Here is an 18,980-nt window from a genome sequence, read left to right as displayed (position 1 = left end):
AATATAGTTAATAATTACATTACTTCATTGCGATGATTAAAAACGCAGATTCAACTGGTATAAGAGCTTTTGAAAACGTTTTTATATGTGATGGAAGCAATTGATTGTTGAATTTTTTTGGGAGGGTGTTTACATGACACAAGGTACAGTAAAATGGTTTAACGCAGAAAAAGGTTTTGGCTTCATCGCAGTTGAAGGTGGCAATGATGTATTCGTACATTTCTCAGCGATTCAAACAGATGGCTTCAAAACTTTAGAAGAGGGCCAAAAAGTTGAATTCGGAGTAGAAGAAGGCAGCCGCGGACCTCAAGCAACGAATGTAGTGAAACTATAATCTTCACTTAACATAGACGTGCGTATAAAAAGAGACATCCATTTTCGGATGTCTCTTTTTTGTTTGTCTTATGATTGCACAGGTACAGACATTTCTCCCTGATGGGCAATTGGAAACTGCCTAGCAAACAGCACCGTATCTACGGCAGTGCCCTAAACAAAAAGACAATGCCCAACCATGAAACCACCAGTTTATAAAATAAGCACTGTTCCACCAAAAGCGCCATTCACTGAACAACAAGCAAGAAATTATCCACTATGCCTCTTGAGCAGCCGATCTAATGGAACTGTCAACTCCACAGCATAAAAAAACAGCGGACATGACATCTAGTAACTAACAATATTCAATTTTAGAAAATAGGACACGGTTCCCTCATTAATTTCAGCACTATTTATATTTTTGGAGCTGGTTTTCTAAACGCTTTTCATACACTTTGGAGTCGCTCTGAGTACTTGACACACTCTTTAGAGCGATTCCCTCATAACTAGGATCACTTCATTCCCACAACGAGAATCATGTCACCCAAAACCCCTCCATAAAATCAAATGAAAGGCTCAGCTCACCCCGCCTACGCATAAGAATGTAAGCCGGCAATCACTAAATTGACAAACACTTGGTTGAACACAATAATGCCGAAGCCGATAATGGCTAACCAAGCCGTTTTCTCCCCTTCCCAGCCTTTGGATAGGCGGAAATGAAGAAAGGCTGCGTAGAATAAAAATGTAATCAATGCCCAAACCTCTTTAGGGTCCCAGCCCCAATAGCGACTCCAGGCAATTTGCGCCCAGATCATGGCGAATAAAAGACCGCCTAATGCAAATAATGGGAAGCCGATGACGACAGCGCGATAGGATATTTCATCCATTAATTGTGGCTGTACACGGCTTGTCCATGGTTTTAATACGGCACTGATCGATTTTCTTGTAATCAATCGAATCACACCATATAAAATCGTGCCGACGATAAATGCCCAGACAATTGAATTTAATTTCTTGGCATCTATTTTATTCGTTATTTCTACTATGCCTATTCCTTCACCATTTTTTGTGACTGCACCCTTGTTAACAATCAAGGGCATCATGGAGTAAGTAGCTTTTTCTTGCTGTCCTTGTGAATTGTCAAATTGAACTTGCACCTCTTCTGCGGCAACGCTGAAAACTGTTGATACACCAATAAAGCCAATCACGACAACTAAACAATACAAGACAAATTCTAAACTATATGTACTGATGGATTTTTTGGAAACATCCAACGTTCTTAGTAAATAAATCAAACCTGTGGCAAAGGATACCGATAAAATGGCACTGGAAAAAGCTACTGTCATGACATGAATGGTTAACCAGTGACTTTGTAGGGATGGCACAAGGGGTGAAACCTCCTTTGCGAAAACGCTTCCATAGCCAAGGATGATTAATGACACAGGAATGGTAAATAAGCCGACGACGAGCTGCTTATATAAAAAATGGATAATCAAATAACTTCCTGTGAGCATAATGCCAAAGAATGTCATAAATTCATACATATTACTCACGGGGGCATGGTCAACCGCCACCCACCTCACAACAAAGTACACAAGCTGTAAGGCAAAAGCTACAGAAGTGAGAAGCAGACCTAGCCTGCCGAACATTTTCCTCTTTGATTTGACAGCAAGTCCTAATGGCACAATTGCTATAAGCAAGAGAATAAAGGCAATAAATAAGGCATTGCTACTAATGGATAATAAGCTTTCTTGATTCAATCGAATCCCTCCAACGTCTCTATTTCGGAATTTGCTTCCAACTATTAAGAACGTTATAGATTGCAAGAAGTGTCATCTTTTCCCTTTAAATCAATTTATTTTTTTGAATTGTTACATTTTTATGACATTAGAGGAAAACAAATCTATCCATAGAAGGTATTAAATCAGCCTGTCATATGCTGGACTTCACTCCCATTCGCAAATGGACATTGGTGGATACTATAAACAGAAGTAGTGACTCAGTTGCTGCAAAGAATAGTGATAGTGAAGAAAAAAACAATGTAGGAAGCTCGGAGAAACTGCTCGACTTAGTTAGGCTGGACATCAATTAATTTTCATTAGTGCTCTCTAAAAAAATAAACCATCTAATTTGTAAATAGATGGAAATTAACTGTTATCAAAAATGATATGCCTCTATCTACATCTTACTAAAAATTGTAATAAAAGTCTATATCTTTTTATTGCCACATGAGACAATTGTAATGCGCACACTTGACATAACGTTATGTTTCACAAAATGGAGGTTATTAATGAAACAAAATATCTATGATAATCAGATTTTTTTCAACCAATACAAGGCTTTACGAGAAAAAACGTATAACTATAATTGTCTTTTGGAGCAACCCACTATGAAGTCCTTACTACCACCATTAACGAATTTACAAATACTTGATATTGGCTGTGGCATGGGTGAATTCGCACAATATTGTCTGGACCATCACGCTAAGCATGTGACCGCCTTAGACGTTTCGAGCAATATGTTAGCTATTGCCAAACAGAAGCATGCTCATCCACACATTGACTATCAGCTGCAAGCCATAGAGGATTATAAAGCGCCTTCCAATAGCTTTGATTGTATAACCAGCTCCCTTTCTCTTCATTATGTCCAAGATTTCGATAAGGTAATTAGTCAAATTGCGCAAATGCTTCGGCCAAATGGGGTATTTATTTTCTCTGTGGAGCATCCTATTGCTACGGCTCGTCACACAATGGAGGATAATTGGATTTATGACGATAGCCATAACCGTTTGCATTACGCAGTGGATCATTACCATGAAGAGGGCTTACGTCAGCAAACATGGTTGGTGGATGGCGTTGTCAAATATCATCGCACGATAGCAACGATGATTAATACCTTAATTACGCACGGGTTATCCATTGACAAAATCATTGAACCTATCCCAAGCAAAGAGGCCATTCAACGGCTTCCTTCTATTGAAAAGGAGCTACGCAGACCATCCTTTTTATTTATTAAAGTCAAAAAATAAACAAAAGCCTCACCCTATGCTTGTGGTGAGGCTTGTTTCATATAAATAATTTCTGGGTCTCCCTCATCCAAGTTGTCAATAACTCCACTTTTGACAAAGCCTAAATGGTGAAAAAGTTGTTGCATCCGCTTATTGGACTGATTTGTAGAGGAGAAAACTTTTGACGTTTTAGCCATTTGCATATAAGCCTTCATTAAGGCAGACGCGACGCCTTTTCTGCGCTCTGACGGCTTAACAATGACTAAGGAAATAAAGCTATAGTCAAAAAAGTCATTGGTAAATAGCAGAAACCCTGCAATATTATCGGTGGATTGGTATAGCAGACAGCGTTTCTCTTCGATTGCTTGCTGAATTTCTTCCGTTCTGGATGCATCTCCAATCACTTCTTGATCGATTGTGCAAAGTGCTTGTAAATGCTCCATTCTTGCTTCTTTTATATGGCTCAATTTTGAGTCTCCTTCATATAATAGCTCATTACTTTTAGCTCCTCTCGAATCCCCTTTGCCTGTCTGCCTTCATCCACAAAACCGCACCTCTTATAAAGTTTCTGAGCTGCTATATTTGGCACATTTACACCTAGCACTAGCTCATTGATATGTGGAAAATGCTTGCGAACAAAATCAGGTAATAATTGGAGTGCCATCTTAGCATAGCCTTTGCCCTGCTCATAATAATCCGTAGAAAAGGAGCGAATTAACAACGCCTGTTCATTGAAAGAATAAGGCTTCGCTCCTTCTTTTTCATGTAAGACAAAAAAGGTGACTAGCTTGTTACTGACCAGCGCTAAAATGGCATGTCGACTATTATCCTGCTTCGCAAGTTCAATACTATCTTTTGGGGACTTTGTATAACGTAGCTGTTCTTCTGTTAGGGTGTATTGTTCTACTAAAGTTTGTGCTTTGTCCTCATGGAACATGAGCAGCATGGTCATTCGAATTCCTCCTCGTAAATAGCAGTGAATTCATAACCTCCCTCTACAAGTTGCTGTAAATAATCTTCAAAGGAAGCGGCAATTACCTCAAAACTATCTGGGTCATGCACATAACGGACCACTTGCCCAACTTGTCCGCCTTCCTTTGGCGAAAAATCAATATACAGGCTAGAGGTTCCACCATTATTCATGCAATCAGCAAAGCATAAACGTTCATTTATCGGCACATGCATATTAATCTTGTCATTCACTTCGACATAATCTAAAAAATCTTGATAACGTTCATAAATCGTTTCACGCTTGTCATGATAGTCTGCCACGATTTGCTCCACTGACTTTAAATAATACGGATAATCCCCTAAATCAGAGCCAAGCACAAGGGCACAGATTGTTTCTTGGCCATGCCGACAATAATAAGTACCATTGACATCCCGTAATAGCTCCAGCAATGATTGCGGGCAAAGCGGAAATATCTCTAGCAATGATTCAATATGTGCGTCAGTTGCACCATTTGCCTGTTGCAATTGTTGTTGTTCTTCTTCAGGTAAGTGCTGTAATAAATTTTTAAAATAAGTGGTACGCATGGTAATCCCTCTTTCTCGTAATCTATGACATATTTTAGCATAAACATCTACCATTCTCTAAATGCTACCTGCTACTATGTAAGTATTCATAAAGAAGGCATTGTGCCGATGAGTGCAAACGTAGTAGAGGGGAAGTTACCAACACGAGGTTCTTCCACAAAGTCGAACATTATTAGCAATATTTCCTCTGGTGAAAAGATTTGTTAATGAAGACTCTCCCAGCGTTTAGAAACGCATCATAGCGCTCCCTATTTTCCAAGGATAAATCCGCTACACAGCTATATCGTCTGCATGTCATATACGATGATCGGTTCCTGTGAAGGCAACTCCCTTTTACATACGGCTAGTAAACTTGAAAAAATACGATATAAACATGTTTTTCACCATACTCCTCATCACCTCAAGCCTCTCATTTATTATTCCGTTAATTTCAAAAATTCTCAACATTTCACCATACAAAATGAAATGTCCACATTTCTAAACAACATCAAAGGGAATTTGCTAAAATGTGACAAGATATGAATAACACGCTGAATTATCGGAAAATTCGATCTCTAACAGCAACTTTTTGCATAGTATAAAAGGTTTAAAGTTTCTCATTTTTTCTCTTAATACTTTCTAAATTACAGCAAGCTAAAAACCCCACCATTTTCCACTGATAGGGCTTTAAGTCTCATATTCAATTCAATAAAGGGAGGAATTATTAGTATATTTTATCTATTATAGATAAAATTTTTCTTTAAAATCAAATAGGATGAAGGTTCTTATCTATGACTAAATTACGAATTTGAGAAACGATACACAATATGACATTTTTTTTAATATAAGTGATATACAATGAGAAAGTTGAATCGAGGTCATAAAAAATGTATTTCAAGAATATGGATAAAAAAATTAGGAGGAAAATATCTTGGTAAACTTATTACTTAAACAATTCTTGAAGGCGGAAATTGAGATCAAACGTAGAATTATGTATAAAAAAGCAAAGGATCTTGGTTTCACCCACCCTACCGTGGTAGATTACAGTCAAGAATTGGATGTCCTACTTAATAGATATTTAAAACAAGCACAAGCTTCCTAATCATAACGAGGCATATATATAGAAGAAAGAATAGATAGTGATAAAGCCAGACCAACTTTCTTTGGCTGGTTTTATCCAGGATGATACATGCATTCCCTCTAGCCAGCGTTTTTATGTATAGAGTAAGAAAAACTGGGCGATGTTTTTGATAAGAAAACATTTGGAGGTTGAACGATGCACGTATTTTTCTTAACTTTTATGGTTGTTTCCAAAATAATATTGCCACCTCAACATTCAGTAGACCATACAACACCCACACTTTGCACACCAACTGAAATAAACACACTATATCAATATCCAAACAACCAATTTCAATCGTTTCGTGATGAGGACGAATTTTATCAGCAGCTTAATCGTGCAATTTATGAGGAATATACCAATGCTTCATTGAATATTCGTCAAAAGATGGCTTTTAAAGATGTAGCAAATGCGACACAGAGCTTTTATTTACAAACAGATGGTAAACAGGAAACAATAGACCTCTCTCAACATACTTTTATTCATCCCAATCGACAAGTTTATTTTTTAGCATCCTTTCAGCACAATACCGATGAGACCTATCGCAAATTTCTTGTCATCGACGCTGAAACCCAGGAAATTTTACTGGGACATTCGCATTTTCAAGAAAGTACCAAGCACCTTTAATTCATTGTATGCACATCATGTAGATTCTAGTAGTCATTTCAAAAAATAGAAATAAATAATTTTAATAATTGAAAAGCTTGCTTCGAATGTTCTTCATTCAAAGCAAGCTTTCTTTTCTATAGCTGACTATTAAGATAAACTTTTTTGTTGGATGGCTGTCTTTATTTCATCTCGTAACTGCTGTAGTGTTTTGTCAGTGGAATCTTGCTGACCATGTCTACGTACAGCTACACTTTGATTGGCAACCTCTCGATCACCAATAACAATAATATACGGTATTTTTTGCAATTGGGCTTCGCGTATCTTTTTACCAAGCTTTTCTTGACGATCATCTAATTGCACACGAATTTGTTCCTGTTGTAAAGCTTCTACTACTTGCTTAGCATAAGCTTGATGCGCGTCTGCTACACCAATCACTAGTACTTGCTGTGGTGCAAGCCAAGTCGGAAACGCCCCGCTGAAATGTTCAATTAAAATACCTAAGAAGCGGTCAATCGAGCCAAACACTGCCCGATGAATAACAACAGGTCTTACTTTTTCATTATTTTCATTAATATACGTTAAATCAAATTTCTCCGGTAGCTGGAAATCGAGCTGAACCGTTGCACACTGATGACTGCGCTGGATGGCATCCTTAATATGGATGTCAATCTTCGGTCCATAGAATGCCCCATCGCCCTCATTAATCGTATAGGCAATACCTAAATTCTTGAGGACATTTTCCAGTGCCCCTTCCGCTTGATCCCACAAAGCCAAATCACCCATATAATCATCTGGTCGTGTCGATAATTCAATCGTATACTCGAAGCCAAAGACGTTGTACACTTCATCAATAATGTTTAATGCCAAGGCAATTTCATCTTCAATTTGCTGTGGTGTTACGAAAATATGGGCATCATCCTGACAAAATGAACGTACACGTAATAGACCATTCAAGGCTCCACTAAATTCATGTCGGTGCACTTGCCCAAATTCCGCCATACGAATGGGTAAATCTCTATAAGAGTGTAAGGAATTTTTAAAAATCAGCATATGACCAGGGCAGTTCATAGGCTTTAAGGCAAAGCTCTGATCATCGACCTGTGTAAAATACATATTATCCTTATAGTGGTCCCAATGTCCCGACTGCTCCCATAGACGTTGGTTCATCATCAGTGGAGTCCGTACTTCTCTATAGTCATACTTCGCTTGTAGATTGCGCAAATACGATTCCAGCTCATTGCGTAAAATTTGACCGTTTGCTAAATAAAAAGGCATGCCAGGTGCTTCCTCTGAAAACATAAATAACGATAGTTCTTTGCCTAGCTTGCGATGATTCCGTTTTTCCGCTTCCTCCAAAAATACAAAATGATTGTGCAATTCTTCTTTTGTGGCAAAAGCTACTCCATAAATACGCTGGAGCATTTGATTGTTGCTATCGCCACGCCAATACGCACCTGACACCTGCATTAATTTAAAGTGCTGCAACTTACCTGTCGATGGAACATGAGGGCCGCGACATAAATCGTAAAACTCTCCTTGCTCATAAATCGTTACCGTCTCATTCGCAGGTATTGCATCCAACAGTTCTAGCTTTAACGCATCATGCACAAATAATTGTTTGGCTTCTTGTCGTGACACTTCGCGCCTGTGAATCGGGACATTTTCCTGCACAATTTGTTTCATCTTTTTCTCAATTCGCTGCAAATCACTCGGTGTTAGCGTATCTGCAATCTCTATATCATAATAAAAACCATTTTCAATCACTGGTCCTACCCCAAATTGGGCATGGGGGTAAAGTCGTTTAATCGCCTGAGCTAATAGATGGGCTGTTGAATGGCGAATAACCTCGATCCCTTCCTTTGAGCTTGCATCGTACAATGAAATTTGAGCATCTTCTGTAATCGGGCGCGTCAAATCAACGATGGTTCCATTAACACTTCCTGCTACTGCCTTTTTGCGAAGCTCAGGACGAATAGCTTGCGCAATATCGGTTAGTGTCACACCTTTTGTAAAAATTTGCTGTTGACCATCTGGAAATTGAATGTGAATATCTTGATTTGACATGTTCTCTACTCCTTTTTTGTTATAAAATCATTTACGCCTCGGGGTAATTGTGTCCTCATTTTTTCAAGCAAGCTCGAAAAGCTACTCTTCAAAATCTAGGACATCCGCCAGAGGCTTTTTATCTTGATTCCATTTCCCTTCGGGAAGGGCCTTCTATATCTGCCGCTATGCTTTCGATACAAAAAATATTTGCTGAATCAAAATAAAAAAAACACATAACCGCCCCTAAGAAGGGACGAGTATGTGTTTATTACCCGTGGTTCCACCCAAATTCCCACTAGTTTATGCGCTAGTGGCTCATTGACTTTGCTGTAACGTAGCAAAATACGGTGCAAGTTTCCAAGCACAGCTCCAAGGTAGTAAGATGGGATCACAACATTAGGAAGCTTGCAGCCAGTGCTTCCCTCTCTGAAAATGGTTAATCGAATCTCTTGTCCTTATCATTGCTTATTTCATTTTTGTATGAAATTGTTAATTACTATAACGAATCATGGATTTTTTGTCAAACATGAAAATAAAAAAATTTAGCGATTGCCTGACAATGGGGAGTCTGGTCGTTGGACGCAGTAGGTGCAAATGCGGATCTTCACATGCCTCCTCAAGCCATTCATTACAGCTTGCACAAAAATAACTATCGAACGTGTCATCATAAATAATCTGACTTTGACATGTCGTGCATTTTTTGTTTTTTTGAATAGATCCACTAATCTCCAATCCATTTTTGATGACAACATCCTCGCGTTGTTCAATTCGCATATTTTTATTATCTCCTAATGATTTTTCACTTCTAAAGTCTCGCTATCAGATTGCCATTGCACATGAACCATTGGCTTTGTCTCTCGTTTAAAAATCTTCTCACTTTCTTTCTTTGTGAAGGAATAATAGCCATCTTTATTTAACTGAACATCGCTTAAACTTTGGGATTCTTTTGTCCCCTCAATCGTGATTTCTAAAGGTCCTAGATCATCATGATTCCCTAGATAAAATAAGCGTAAGCCCTCATCACCATTACTGTGATAGATCGCTTTCCAATGCTCACTTTTGGCAATATAGTGCACCTCTTGCTCAGGGCTTTGACAGGCCGCTACTAGAATGACTACGATGACCAATGGAAAAAGCCATTTTTTCATTGAACATTCCTCCTAACCATGTATGGTGACAGCCCATCCTGTAGGTTTTTCCTCAAAGACATCTTCGTATTGTGTAAAAACAAAATCAAATCCTTGGATGTCTTCTGGCAAGGGTGGCGTCACAATAAATGTACTGCTTTCATGCCCATTCGAGCCTCTTGTACCTCTAATTTGGCATTCATAGGACTCATCAATGAATAGACCAAGATGTTTTCGCTCTAATTTTTGTTGAATCGTTTGCTCTGGTTCTTGCTGCTCATCCCAATCAACTAATAACTGCATAATACTGGCATTTTCATATTGACGAATAGAAGAAAGCGTATACAATCGCCCTCCCTTTTCTACCGTTTGTAACACAGGGATATAGTGACGGAAGCCTGTTGGTTCTACTTTTGGATTATAGTATTTTTCTCTTCTCATTAAGTGAAATAACATAGCTAAAAAAGTGTGATCGAAACCATATTGCTGTGCCTATTCCGAAATGATTTCATCTGAGGGAAAACCTGGGGTATGACTGCATACCTCTTTACGTTGCTGTAAAAGTGCATATATTTGCTCATCGATTGCGACTAGCTTTAAGTCATAGCTATTGCTTGAACATTTGGACATCCATATCCTCCTTCACCCTACAAGTCCTTCCTCTTTCTATACGATATTCCCACCATTTGGTTCCATAAACGGCCTAAATTTACTGTTAAGCACCAAAAAAGCTATCCAATAAATTGGATAGCTAATGGACTACCACATCATTGTGCCAGCTGGTCGAGTCTGCTAATTGATAGGTAACCATATTGGCAGTGACAGCTAGTACAACACCTGCTCTGGACATATGAGAAGGATTCGGCTTTTCCAGTACAAGGACAACATAGCCCTCTCCTCGACCTTGTTCATCAATAGCATTCATCGCATTGATTTCAAAGGTAGAATAAGACTGCTCGTTCGTTGCATAGAGAAGTTTTTCCTCACGATAAACACCATGCTCTTTTAAGTTATAGCTGACAGGCATCCACCCTTCAGACCACTCAATACTACCTATGATGTCTCGTTTCCTTGTGACAAGACGACCAATGGAATACGCAAAATATATTTTCATAATTGCTTGATTGTCTTCATTTCTCCCTTCACAGGTGGCTGTCACGTCAAGCATAATATCATTTTTTGAAAACTTTTTCATAAACACTAAAGCCACAGTGATAACACAGATAAATAGTACTATACCACAAATGATAAATGCCATTAGGTCCCTCCTAGTATCACAATTGCTGTTACTATAAGATTACCATGATTTAGGAGGGATAGGTGCTTTTCATCAAACAATCTTAGGAATTGACACAGGCATAAAGGATAAGACAAAATTTGCTCTGCAATTGGTTATTTGTTTGCTTGTAGCTCAGCAGTTAGCGTAAAGGGTATTTTTAAATATTCATATTGAATCGTTATTTTCCTGATATCAGGAGCTTGGACTTGAACCGCATAATGCTGAGGCTCCTTGCCAATGGCTTGTGGATCTATGTATTGCCGAGGTAAAATCGTACGCTGTGATAACTTATGAAAGGATAGATGCTCATTTCCCTCTAGCTTAGTTTCCGCCTCAAATGGTTCTGACTTACTAATGACAAGCTCTGTACTCTCAGGAAGCCGGTCATTGACAAATAGCTGTGTTAGCTTTATATCACGCAAGCCCTTATTCTCAAGTGCAATGATTTTGACTGCCTCATTCCCCTGCTTACTTGTATAGCTTTCGATGGCGAGCGGTGGATTACTTTTGAGATAAATCATAAAAACAGCTCCGACCACAAGCACACTCAGTACTAAAATAAATAGTATTTTTTTCATGCCTTCCCTCTCTTTCCTCATCCACAGTATAACAAAAAACAACCTGACTTATTGGAAGTCAAGTTGTTTTTGTAAACGTATTTCATCTCGTATCGGAATGCCGTCATCGCCGATTAGTGGGATAGAAGGCTTATAGACCCTCGCTTTTTCAACTGCATTACGCAGTATTTCTATTAAACAATACCCTCGTTTTTGATAGAACTTTAAGGCATGTAAATTATCATTTGTGGTAATTAAAGAAATGTTTGCACAGTCTTGTTCCACCGCTGTCTGTTCGACAGCTTTCACAAGAGCTGTCCCAATGCCTTTGCCCTCGACTGTACTATCTAATGAAATGATTTCACAGTCCTTTTCTCGTATGATGTAGGTGATCAAACCAATCATTGCTTGTTGCTCATTTACAAAAACAAAGCCGTCTAATTCGCTACAATTATAGATACCACTGGAAATGACCATCTCGGTCGAACCCCAATGCTCCTGAAAAAATTGGTTTACCTCTTGTTTTGGCACTTGATGAATAGCCATAATTGTCATATAAAACTCCCCCTTTTACATCGAAATATGAAAAACACCTGCAATGGCCTTTTGAATGCTTAGGAACACAGCCCATGACAGCACACCGAGACCAATGGCGAGTACAATATGCATCGAGGATTTCATCGCCATATAAATAACAAAAAGCATACACATCGTTGCTGGTAAACCAACGATTACACCCACTGTAAAACGCTGAATATGCTCACTTGGCTCACTTTGCACCGTTAGCCAAATAATACTTAAAATACTGACCAATGGTAATGCGGCAATAATTCCGCCATAGGTAGGAAACCTTCGTGCCACCTCTGTCACAATACCAATGATGGCTGCTGAGCTCAGGATTTTAAAAAATGTATACATTATTTTGCCACCTCACTTAGACGTCGAAATGCCTGGAGGATGGCTTGCTGTTCTTGTTCAGTTAGCTGATTAAGGGCTTGCTGTAGCTTAGCATCATCTAACTCCGAGTTTTTCTTCAGCACCTGTAGACCTTCTACTGTTAAATGAAGTATCACTTTACGCTGATCGTCACGCCCCCGTTCTTTCGTCACCCAGCTATGACGCTCTAGCTTTTTCACATGCTCTGATGCTGTATTATGAGAAATATTTAATAATCCTGCAATATCACGCACCGTGACTTCCTCTTCCTTTTGAATCATCTGTAAAATACGTACGCTTTGATGGGAAATAACATCCTCATGTGTTGTATGTAGATGATAGAATATCGTTGTAAAATAGTCATTTATATCTTTAATCATCGTGCTAACTCCTTTAATATATATCGATTAATGCGATTATATCGTATAAAGCGATATATTAAAAGATAGCTTATTAAAGTTTATATTTTCAGATATTTCTTTTGAATAGATTGAGTGAGACACGCCTTCTCAGAAATATTCTCTCTATTTTTTGTCCCCATCTACCTTTCTGCATATTTTGCTAAATAGGATGAAGAGGTACTTGTACACAAACATTTTCCACAGTATTATTACTCTATTCTGAATTTAATTGAGGGCATCCTATGCTATACTTTCTCTATTTTTTAGTAGGTGGCACCATTATGGTGTTAGCGCTGCTACTAAGCCAATCTAAGTATTTTTGTCAGGCATCATTACAGCCTTGCCCATTCTCACGCTTATTAATAGGGGTATGCAAATGAAAAATAGGAAGGAAGATACCTTTCATACCGCTTACAAAACACCGTTTTTGGAGCGGTTGGCATGCTGTTATTTACTATGCTAGCCTTTCTCTTAACAAGCTGGTTTAAATCAGGCATTTCTGTCATGAGCACACTCGCTGTCTATGCTATCTGGCAAATATATTTTGTCGATGTTTGCTTAACAGGGAAAAGGAGCTATCGAATGGATAGCTCCTTTTATCTGGAGAAGAACTGTCATTTTATCTCGTAATAGCTTTTATCACAAAAACTCCACCACAATGCGATAGTGGATAAAATCTAAGCTGACAAATATCCTGTAACGAGGCTTTTAGCTCCTCATGGACAAAATAAAATTCATCATCATCCCAGTACCCCTTGCTGTCTTGACGGCATTGTTCAAGTTGTTCTCTTGTTTCAAAGGCAACATCGCCAATTAATATTTTACCAGTTGGCGTTAGGTGCTGTAGTAATTGTGTGATATACGTAATCTTCTGCTCATCTGTAAAATGATGAAGCGCATACGTACTAACAATGGCATCGTATGATTGCTGTAATAGCGCTGGTGGCAAGCCTTTCGTTAAGTTCCACTCGATTAAGTTGGCCTGTGGCATTTTTTCCTTCGCAATGGCGATCATATTGGATGAGAAATCGAGGCCATTGATGGCGTGCCCATGTTCATAAAGCTTTGCTGTTAATACACCTGTCCCAAAGCCAATATCTAAAACAGTGGAAGCGGGAACCTCCATTACTTCATTAAAAATTTTATTTAAAATCGCTTTATAGCCTGCAAATGGATATTGATTATTTTCTTCACTTAGTTGCACGGTTCGATCATATCCGTCCGCCCATAAATCAAAGCCTTGTTTATTGAGTATCATAATGCCTCCTACAATTGATAAATTCTCCAAGTAAGCGTTGTTTTACATGCAGTCATCTGTTTCATAAAAAGTCCCCCTCCGTCAATCAATTTAGACCATTATACCAATTTTCTACCTATCAAACAATTCAGAAAATAAGTAGAGCTTTAGCATTTATCAAAATGTCAAAAGATGTTATAATAATCGTAGTTTTCTTTCAAGGAGGAATCGACATGAACGCATTCACTTGTAATGCTTGCTCTAGAACGTCTTCTTTAGGTCAAAGAGGTCTAGATTAAGTTATACAAATAACCTAAAATTGAATGATCTCTTTAGGCCAAAAGTTTATAAAATAGCCTACTAAACAGGAGAGATTTCAAATGGAACAACAAACAACTCAGCCGTTTTTAACGGTCGCTAATTATCATTTACTAGAACAGCAATTAAATAAAATTTTACATGCTCTTACGACAACGAACGATAAAAACGTCATCCTAGCAGTTCGTGGCCTTGTGGATACAGAGGTAACGACAAAATTAGATTTATCAGCAACGGAAACAAAGCTGATTGAACAACTTTTTGCTATAACAGATCGGGCGCAAGGGGATGCCTTTTTAGAACAATTAAAGCCATATGTCATCCCGTTCAAGCCAGTGACAGCCAGTACGCTTAAAACCTTATTTAAAAAGGAGAAAAAGCTAAAGCTGCCAAATCTAGAAACACTCGATTTTCAGCAAATTTGTTATCTTGCATGGGATGACCCTGGCACACATCGAAAATACGTCGTCCTCGATCAAAATGGACAGCTAGCAGGTATTAAAGGCATATTTGCCAACAGCACTGTGCGCGGCATTTGCGCCATCTGTAATCGTCATGCAGATGTTGGCTTATTTACTACCTCGATCAAAGGTCAGGTCGTTGGCACATTTACCTCCCATAGCAATTACATTTGTGCGGATAGTAAGACGTGCAATGAACATGTTACAGATATGAATAAAACCGTCGAATTTTTCGAGCGCATTACGAAAAAATAGCGATTTATTAAGGGCAGAAATGTTGTGCAAGCAACATTTCTGCCCTTCCTTATGCCACAAGACAGCTATGAGTCTACACTCACATTCACCTGGAAATCCACCTTTAAGTAAGGATAAAAGCCTTCTCTCCAGTTCCTTAGTTCTTGATAGGAGAGCTGATTACGAAAGAGTTGTCCAAATCCGAAAATCTCCACCCCATTTGCTTGGGCTTGTTCAAACATATCATAAAACCGTTTTTCCATAAGCTTTGTTAGCTCTTTCGTGATTTGGTCATTTGGCACATCTTTTTTTCTCTCTAAAATATCGATTTTTAATTTTAAATGACTTGCCACAACGGGTTTATTATTCTTCAAGGAGGCTTTATTTTTAATGGAGCTGTTGACTACCATAATACTCGCTAAATCAAGGCTTTCGATTTTCCCCTTTGCATTTGCGTTTTGAAATAGCTTACTTAGCTGGCTTTCATCTGAATTAATTCTTGCCATTAATTCACCATTTTTCAACACCATAGAGCCTTCATAGACTAACACTGTATCATTCCCAGCACGAACAACTGGAACTGTAATATCTTTTGTATAAGAAAATAGACTTCGGTATACTTCCCAAATATGAATGCTTGTTATCTCAGGTGCCCACCCTGCCCCTTTGTTAAAGTAATTGTAAATGGAAGTCGCATTCACCCCTAATTTATCGTTAATGTTGGAAAGGACTTTGTCGATTTTATCATCAGTTATGGTTAACAATGCTCTCGATGGGATTTCCTCTGAATCCATTAAAAATTTTATGAGCTCCCTTAATTCCGCTTGATCGGCAGCCAAGTTGCTTTGAATGACAATTAATTCTATATGGGAGTAATCCACTGCTTCTTCAGAGTTTGTACGAACTTGCCCTAGCACCTTTAAAACCGTATCAGCTTTGCCTGTTACAATTCTTGATACTTCATTTTCCTTTTGTGTAATGGGGATTTGCAGCGTCACATGATAGTCCTCATTCTCCTTAGCAATACCTATAACCAAAGGTAGTAATCTTTTATCGATATCTTTCACATCCCAGCATCCGCCAAGAAAAGGTAATAGCAAAAACATACATATAATGAGCGTGCTACAAGGATGATTTTCTTTCATTGTTCGTCACCTTTCTCTTTATCACAACGCCATAGATATATACCGTTACAGGGATCATAAGCATAAAATAAACTTGAGCCCCTCTATTCAACAAAATCAATGTATTTGTCCAAACTTGATTCGGAATAAATAATCCTGCAGTATATCCAATAAGTGAAAAGATCATAATCCACCATGCTGATTTTACGTGAAGCCTGCTGAATAATTTCTGCATAATTTGACTAATCATCCAAAGCATCACAGCATTAAAAATTAACATAAAGCCAATTGAAGAAATACCAAAGAACATCGTTTGGCGGTTAAAAGCTAGCCAACGAATATCAACTGAATCCATCGCTACTACAAAGGGTAAGGACATGGTAACAACTGTTTCTTGTCCAAAAATAAAAAGTGGTATATAAACAAAGGCTAAGTAAACCATGATGACAGAAAACCAGGCTATAAAAATATCTCGAAATACCAATGGTTTTTTAGAAACCATAAATCCTAAAAATAAAAATGCTGAAAATCCAATGAGATAGTAAAAATGGATATCTAGTAAGAACTCAAACGATGAATTTCGTATTGGGAATCCATTATGAAAATCAAAATTTACTATGGAAGAAACAATGATAAACAGTATGAAAGGTGTAATCATAAAAAAAATAAATACGGAAGATCGCAATATTGTCCCTAAGCCTTTTGTTGCCGTATAAGCCGATATAAAATAAAGCAATAAGGCTATTGGCCAATGCGGTGTTCGTAATAAAAATAAGGAATTAATTACCTCTGTATAGGTACGGATATTAAGCGCAACAAGTACCGTTAAATTCAGGACAAATGGTAGCAGGATGATGCATGCAACCAACCGTCCCATTTTTAAATAAATATCAATAATATCTTGATTAGGAAAAAAATTCAAACCTTTAATGTAGAGTGAAATTAACATTAATTGCAATACACCCTGACACAAAATGACTAACCAATGCCCCGCGTCTGTCAACGAATAGATGAGATCAGGGTAAAGCAGAAAACCAAAGCTTAAATGGATAATAAAAAAAACTATACCAATTTGAAACCTATGGGTCACTTAGTATCTCCTTCTCTTTTCAAGCGAAATGTCGTATACGGAATATTAAATGAAGTTAAACTCGCCAAATAAATGCCAGTAAGTGCTAAACCAGTAAATATACCAAGAATGCCGAAAATAGATGCTAAAATTAAAATAGGATATTTTAATAAACGAATGTATAACGAATTTTGAATACCTGCTACGACCGAGCTTGAAATAACAATGGCTGTAATGACAATTACTAATAAGGTACTGACTAATTTTGCTTCAACCATTGCTTGGCCTAATATAACGCCTCCTACCATTGAAATGGTCGGTCCAATACTTTTCGGCAGTCTTACAATCGCTTCCAATATTAAATCAATTAATACGACCATGATGATCGTTTCAAGCAAAGCAGGAACAGGAATCCCTTCTCTGCTTTTTGCCACAAATAATGCAAGATCAAATTTGAATATCTCAGGATTGACAGATACTAACGCGACATACAATGCAGGCAGAATGAGTGTCAGTATAGCGCCTACGACCCGAAGAACGCGAAGCATAACTGATAGCACATACGGGAAGTTTCGATCATTCGCAATACTAAACATGTCTGGCAATAGATGTGGAAAAACTAGGGCGAAAGGGTAATTATCTAAGAAAAGGACAATTCTATTCTTTTTTAATGCATGAATGGCTTGTATCGGCACTTCTGTCGGGAAAAAATGACTAACAGGACTCCCTCTCCGAACACCAAAATGCTTGTTCAAATCATCAATGGATTCAATATCCGTGTCAATTTCTTTTAACTGCTGATTGACTTTTTCAATAAGATCACTTGATGCTCTTCCATTGATATATAACATGGACAAATTACGTTTTTCTAGCTCGCCCACTTGAAAGGTACAATGAGAGAGCCTTGCCGTTTTCAGCCTTTTTCGAATAAGTCCAACATTTACATGAATATCTTCAACAAATGCATCCATAGAAGCTTGAATAGGGCTTTCATTTTTCGGTTCTTCAATACTTCTTGTTAAATTGATGGAAATAGGATCGACTATCGCATTTTGGCGTCCTCCCTGAGATAAGACGATCAATTTCCCCTCCAACACAGCATTGACAATTTGTTCAATATCCATATCAAGTTGATCACTAAGGTTTGTAAAAAGCTCTCCTACTGAGGCAGATGAAGCAGCCATTTGCCGAATGTATAGATTGGACTTGGCAAAATCAATCAATGTTTTAAATCCCATAAGATAGATGGTTGTTTGATCTATTAGCTCCTCCTCCACGAAAAAATCATCATGATCTGCAAACTTAGAGCTCAGTTCCATCATCATATTCTCCATTAGAGTACCCCACGATCAATCAAATTTTCTTTTATTTTGAGAGTTAAACTATATTTTTATACAAAAACTTATTTCTACATTCAATATACAGAAAGCGCCTATAACTATTATGTCGGAAACAACAAAAAACCACTCTTCAAGGAGTAGCTGTCATCGCGAGTAACGGTTAGAATTCGGTCTATAAATTCCTTAATATCATCCGCTAATCTGTATACAAAGTTTGTCTGTCAATACACCATTTTGCATTTCGTCATAATGAAATGGATAATAATATCCTTCTATATCTCTTCTGGC

At 38.0% G+C, this 18,980-nt stretch carries 25 protein-coding genes; 7 read left to right on the top strand and 18 right to left on the bottom strand.

Going from position 1 to position 18,980, the window contains the following annotated elements:
* Window positions 1–133: 133 nt before the first annotated feature.
* Window positions 134–334: a cold-shock protein gene (locus V6670_RS10655; RefSeq protein ID WP_036122451.1), complete on the top strand. Its 201-nt coding sequence runs from the start codon at window positions 134–136 to the stop codon at window positions 332–334.
* 568 nt (window positions 335–902) lie between these two features.
* On the opposite strand, the gene ccsB is transcribed toward V6670_RS10655, so the two are convergent.
* Window positions 903–2,072, bottom strand: a complete 1,170-nt coding sequence (gene ccsB / locus V6670_RS10650) for a c-type cytochrome biogenesis protein CcsB (RefSeq protein WP_058843189.1) — start codon at window positions 2,070–2,072, stop codon at window positions 903–905.
* 530 nt (window positions 2,073–2,602) lie between these two features.
* Between ccsB and V6670_RS10645 the strand changes: the two genes are divergently transcribed.
* The gene (locus V6670_RS10645; protein WP_338654132.1) at window positions 2,603–3,340 is read left to right on the top strand and encodes a class I SAM-dependent methyltransferase; all 738 of its coding nucleotides are present in this window, start codon (window positions 2,603–2,605) and stop codon (window positions 3,338–3,340) included.
* Window positions 3,341–3,354: 14 nt separating this feature from the next.
* On the opposite strand, the gene V6670_RS10640 is transcribed toward V6670_RS10645, so the two are convergent.
* Genes V6670_RS10640 through V6670_RS10630 form a run of 3 tightly spaced genes read right to left on the bottom strand, consistent with a single transcriptional unit; the run spans window position 3,355 to window position 4,855 of the window.
* Window positions 3,355–3,786 carry a GNAT family N-acetyltransferase gene (locus tag V6670_RS10640; RefSeq protein ID WP_338654131.1) on the bottom strand — a complete coding sequence of 144 codons (432 nt, stop codon included), beginning with the start codon at window positions 3,784–3,786 and terminating at the stop codon, window positions 3,355–3,357.
* Window positions 3,783–4,271, bottom strand: coding sequence for a GNAT family N-acetyltransferase (locus V6670_RS10635; RefSeq protein ID WP_338654129.1), 489 nt, complete (start codon window positions 4,269–4,271; stop codon window positions 3,783–3,785). Before V6670_RS10635 ends, V6670_RS10640 begins: the two co-directional genes overlap by 4 nt.
* Window positions 4,268–4,855: an SMI1/KNR4 family protein gene (locus tag V6670_RS10630; RefSeq protein ID WP_036122466.1), complete on the bottom strand. Its 588-nt coding sequence runs from the start codon at window positions 4,853–4,855 to the stop codon at window positions 4,268–4,270. Before V6670_RS10630 ends, V6670_RS10635 begins: the two co-directional genes overlap by 4 nt.
* Before the next feature lie 24 nt (window positions 4,856–4,879).
* Here V6670_RS10630 and V6670_RS10625 point away from each other — a divergent pair, with 24 nt between their 5' ends.
* The 3 genes from V6670_RS10625 to V6670_RS10615 all read left to right on the top strand — a co-directional run bounded on the left by V6670_RS10625 (window position 4,880) and on the right by V6670_RS10615 (window position 6,581).
* Window positions 4,880–5,062: a hypothetical protein gene (locus tag V6670_RS10625; RefSeq protein WP_338654125.1), complete on the top strand. Its 183-nt coding sequence runs from the start codon at window positions 4,880–4,882 to the stop codon at window positions 5,060–5,062.
* Between the two features lie 703 nt (window positions 5,063–5,765).
* Window positions 5,766–5,936 carry an aspartyl-phosphate phosphatase Spo0E family protein gene (locus tag V6670_RS10620; RefSeq protein ID WP_036122469.1) on the top strand — a complete coding sequence of 57 codons (171 nt, stop codon included), beginning with the start codon at window positions 5,766–5,768 and terminating at the stop codon, window positions 5,934–5,936.
* A gap of 174 nt (window positions 5,937–6,110) precedes the next feature.
* Window positions 6,111–6,581 carry a hypothetical protein gene (locus V6670_RS10615; protein ID WP_058843184.1) on the top strand — a complete coding sequence of 157 codons (471 nt, stop codon included), beginning with the start codon at window positions 6,111–6,113 and terminating at the stop codon, window positions 6,579–6,581.
* 129 nt (window positions 6,582–6,710) lie between these two features.
* Here the strand turns inward: V6670_RS10615 and thrS are convergent, their stop codons facing one another.
* From thrS to V6670_RS10565, 10 genes are all read right to left on the bottom strand, one after another.
* Window positions 6,711–8,627, bottom strand: a complete 1,917-nt coding sequence (gene thrS / locus V6670_RS10610) for a threonine--tRNA ligase (RefSeq protein ID WP_338654120.1) — start codon at window positions 8,625–8,627, stop codon at window positions 6,711–6,713.
* A gap of 471 nt (window positions 8,628–9,098) precedes the next feature.
* Window positions 9,099–9,383: a hypothetical protein gene (locus V6670_RS10605; protein ID WP_338654117.1), complete on the bottom strand. Its 285-nt coding sequence runs from the start codon at window positions 9,381–9,383 to the stop codon at window positions 9,099–9,101.
* A gap of 14 nt (window positions 9,384–9,397) precedes the next feature.
* A complete protein-coding gene (locus V6670_RS10600; protein WP_058843181.1) occupies window positions 9,398–9,757 on the bottom strand; it encodes a hypothetical protein in 360 nt (119 codons plus the stop codon).
* Between the two features lie 12 nt (window positions 9,758–9,769).
* Window positions 9,770–10,177: a hypothetical protein gene (locus tag V6670_RS10595; RefSeq protein ID WP_338654114.1), complete on the bottom strand. Its 408-nt coding sequence runs from the start codon at window positions 10,175–10,177 to the stop codon at window positions 9,770–9,772.
* Between the two features lie 51 nt (window positions 10,178–10,228).
* Window positions 10,229–10,366, bottom strand: a complete 138-nt coding sequence (locus V6670_RS10590) for a hypothetical protein (protein WP_338654112.1) — start codon at window positions 10,364–10,366, stop codon at window positions 10,229–10,231.
* 121 nt (window positions 10,367–10,487) lie between these two features.
* Complete coding sequence (locus V6670_RS10585) at window positions 10,488–10,994, bottom strand: hypothetical protein (RefSeq protein ID WP_141904480.1); 507 nt, start codon at window positions 10,992–10,994, stop codon at window positions 10,488–10,490.
* Between the two features lie 134 nt (window positions 10,995–11,128).
* On the bottom strand, window positions 11,129–11,593 hold the full coding sequence (locus tag V6670_RS10580; protein WP_338654109.1) for a hypothetical protein: 465 nt from the start codon (window positions 11,591–11,593) through the stop codon (window positions 11,129–11,131).
* A 48-nt stretch (window positions 11,594–11,641) separates the two neighbouring features.
* Window positions 11,642–12,127 (bottom strand): GNAT family N-acetyltransferase, encoded by a 486-nt coding sequence (locus V6670_RS10575; RefSeq protein WP_338654107.1) that lies wholly within the window; start codon window positions 12,125–12,127, stop codon window positions 11,642–11,644.
* A 15-nt stretch (window positions 12,128–12,142) separates the two neighbouring features.
* On the bottom strand, window positions 12,143–12,490 hold the full coding sequence (locus V6670_RS10570; protein WP_036122492.1) for a DUF3147 family protein: 348 nt from the start codon (window positions 12,488–12,490) through the stop codon (window positions 12,143–12,145).
* Window positions 12,490–12,888, bottom strand: coding sequence for a MarR family transcriptional regulator (locus tag V6670_RS10565; RefSeq protein ID WP_338654104.1), 399 nt, complete (start codon window positions 12,886–12,888; stop codon window positions 12,490–12,492). Before V6670_RS10565 ends, V6670_RS10570 begins: the two co-directional genes overlap by 1 nt.
* A gap of 462 nt (window positions 12,889–13,350) precedes the next feature.
* On the opposite strand from V6670_RS10565, the gene V6670_RS10560 reads away from it, so the two are divergent.
* Window positions 13,351–13,539 (top strand): hypothetical protein, encoded by a 189-nt coding sequence (locus V6670_RS10560; RefSeq protein WP_338654103.1) that lies wholly within the window; start codon window positions 13,351–13,353, stop codon window positions 13,537–13,539.
* Here V6670_RS10560 and V6670_RS10555 read toward each other — a convergent pair.
* Window positions 13,529–14,167, bottom strand: coding sequence for a class I SAM-dependent methyltransferase (locus tag V6670_RS10555; RefSeq protein ID WP_338654102.1), 639 nt, complete (start codon window positions 14,165–14,167; stop codon window positions 13,529–13,531). The genes V6670_RS10560 and V6670_RS10555 overlap by 11 nt on opposite strands.
* A gap of 359 nt (window positions 14,168–14,526) precedes the next feature.
* On the opposite strand from V6670_RS10555, the gene V6670_RS10550 reads away from it, so the two are divergent.
* A complete protein-coding gene (locus V6670_RS10550) occupies window positions 14,527–15,180 on the top strand; it encodes a FusB/FusC family EF-G-binding protein (protein WP_141904483.1) in 654 nt (217 codons plus the stop codon).
* A 65-nt stretch (window positions 15,181–15,245) separates the two neighbouring features.
* Here V6670_RS10550 and V6670_RS10545 read toward each other — a convergent pair whose 3' ends face one another.
* The 3 genes from V6670_RS10545 to V6670_RS10535 are packed head-to-tail and all read right to left on the bottom strand — an operon-like array spanning window position 15,246 to window position 18,686.
* Entirely contained in the window at window positions 15,246–16,304 is a 1,059-nt protein-coding gene (locus tag V6670_RS10545) for a Ger(x)C family spore germination protein (RefSeq protein WP_338654100.1), read from the bottom strand.
* Window positions 16,282–17,373: a GerAB/ArcD/ProY family transporter gene (locus V6670_RS10540; RefSeq protein WP_338654098.1), complete on the bottom strand. Its 1,092-nt coding sequence runs from the start codon at window positions 17,371–17,373 to the stop codon at window positions 16,282–16,284. Before V6670_RS10540 ends, V6670_RS10545 begins: the two co-directional genes overlap by 23 nt.
* Window positions 17,370–18,686: a spore germination protein gene (locus V6670_RS10535; protein WP_141904486.1), complete on the bottom strand. Its 1,317-nt coding sequence runs from the start codon at window positions 18,684–18,686 to the stop codon at window positions 17,370–17,372. The genes V6670_RS10540 and V6670_RS10535 overlap by 4 nt, the downstream gene beginning before the upstream one ends.
* Window positions 18,687–18,980: the final 294 nt, after the last annotated feature.

It is taken from the genome of Lysinibacillus sp. Y5S-8 (genome assembly GCF_036894365.1).
GTDB lineage: Bacteria > Bacillota > Bacilli > Bacillales_A > Planococcaceae > Lysinibacillus > Lysinibacillus fusiformis_D.
The sequence above is the reverse complement of the archived record's forward strand: the minus strand, read 5'-3'. Positions and strand labels throughout refer to the sequence as shown.

Bases quoted from the DNA above. Each gene is read 5' to 3' on its own strand.
- V6670_RS10655 (WP_036122451.1), top strand. From the start codon at position 134: ATGACACAAGGTACAGTAAAATGGTTTAACGCAGAAAAAGGTTTTGGC.
- V6670_RS10645 (WP_338654132.1), top strand. From the start codon at position 2,603: ATGAAACAAAATATCTATGATAATCAGATTTTTTTCAACCAATACAAG.
- V6670_RS10635 (WP_338654129.1), bottom strand. From the start codon at position 4,271: ATGACCATGCTGCTCATGTTCCATGAGGACAAAGCACAAACTTTAGTA.
- V6670_RS10630 (WP_036122466.1), bottom strand. From the start codon at position 4,855: ATGCGTACCACTTATTTTAAAAATTTATTACAGCACTTACCTGAAGAA.
- V6670_RS10625 (WP_338654125.1), top strand. From the start codon at position 4,880: ATGACATATTTTAGCATAAACATCTACCATTCTCTAAATGCTACCTGC.
- V6670_RS10615 (WP_058843184.1), top strand. From the start codon at position 6,111: ATGCACGTATTTTTCTTAACTTTTATGGTTGTTTCCAAAATAATATTG.
- thrS (WP_338654120.1), bottom strand. From the start codon at position 8,627: ATGTCAAATCAAGATATTCACATTCAATTTCCAGATGGTCAACAGCAA.
- V6670_RS10605 (WP_338654117.1), bottom strand. From the start codon at position 9,383: ATGCGAATTGAACAACGCGAGGATGTTGTCATCAAAAATGGATTGGAG.
- V6670_RS10600 (WP_058843181.1), bottom strand. From the start codon at position 9,757: ATGAAAAAATGGCTTTTTCCATTGGTCATCGTAGTCATTCTAGTAGCG.
- V6670_RS10595 (WP_338654114.1), bottom strand. From the start codon at position 10,177: ATGAGAAGAGAAAAATACTATAATCCAAAAGTAGAACCAACAGGCTTC.
- V6670_RS10590 (WP_338654112.1), bottom strand. From the start codon at position 10,366: ATGTCCAAATGTTCAAGCAATAGCTATGACTTAAAGCTAGTCGCAATC.
- V6670_RS10585 (WP_141904480.1), bottom strand. From the start codon at position 10,994: ATGGCATTTATCATTTGTGGTATAGTACTATTTATCTGTGTTATCACT.
- V6670_RS10580 (WP_338654109.1), bottom strand. From the start codon at position 11,593: ATGAAAAAAATACTATTTATTTTAGTACTGAGTGTGCTTGTGGTCGGA.
- V6670_RS10575 (WP_338654107.1), bottom strand. From the start codon at position 12,127: ATGACAATTATGGCTATTCATCAAGTGCCAAAACAAGAGGTAAACCAA.
- V6670_RS10570 (WP_036122492.1), bottom strand. From the start codon at position 12,490: ATGTATACATTTTTTAAAATCCTGAGCTCAGCAGCCATCATTGGTATT.
- V6670_RS10565 (WP_338654104.1), bottom strand. From the start codon at position 12,888: ATGATTAAAGATATAAATGACTATTTTACAACGATATTCTATCATCTA.
- V6670_RS10560 (WP_338654103.1), top strand. From the start codon at position 13,351: ATGCTGTTATTTACTATGCTAGCCTTTCTCTTAACAAGCTGGTTTAAA.
- V6670_RS10555 (WP_338654102.1), bottom strand. From the start codon at position 14,167: ATGATACTCAATAAACAAGGCTTTGATTTATGGGCGGACGGATATGAT.
- V6670_RS10550 (WP_141904483.1), top strand. From the start codon at position 14,527: ATGGAACAACAAACAACTCAGCCGTTTTTAACGGTCGCTAATTATCAT.
- V6670_RS10545 (WP_338654100.1), bottom strand. From the start codon at position 16,304: ATGAAAGAAAATCATCCTTGTAGCACGCTCATTATATGTATGTTTTTG.
- V6670_RS10535 (WP_141904486.1), bottom strand. From the start codon at position 18,686: ATGGAGAATATGATGATGGAACTGAGCTCTAAGTTTGCAGATCATGAT.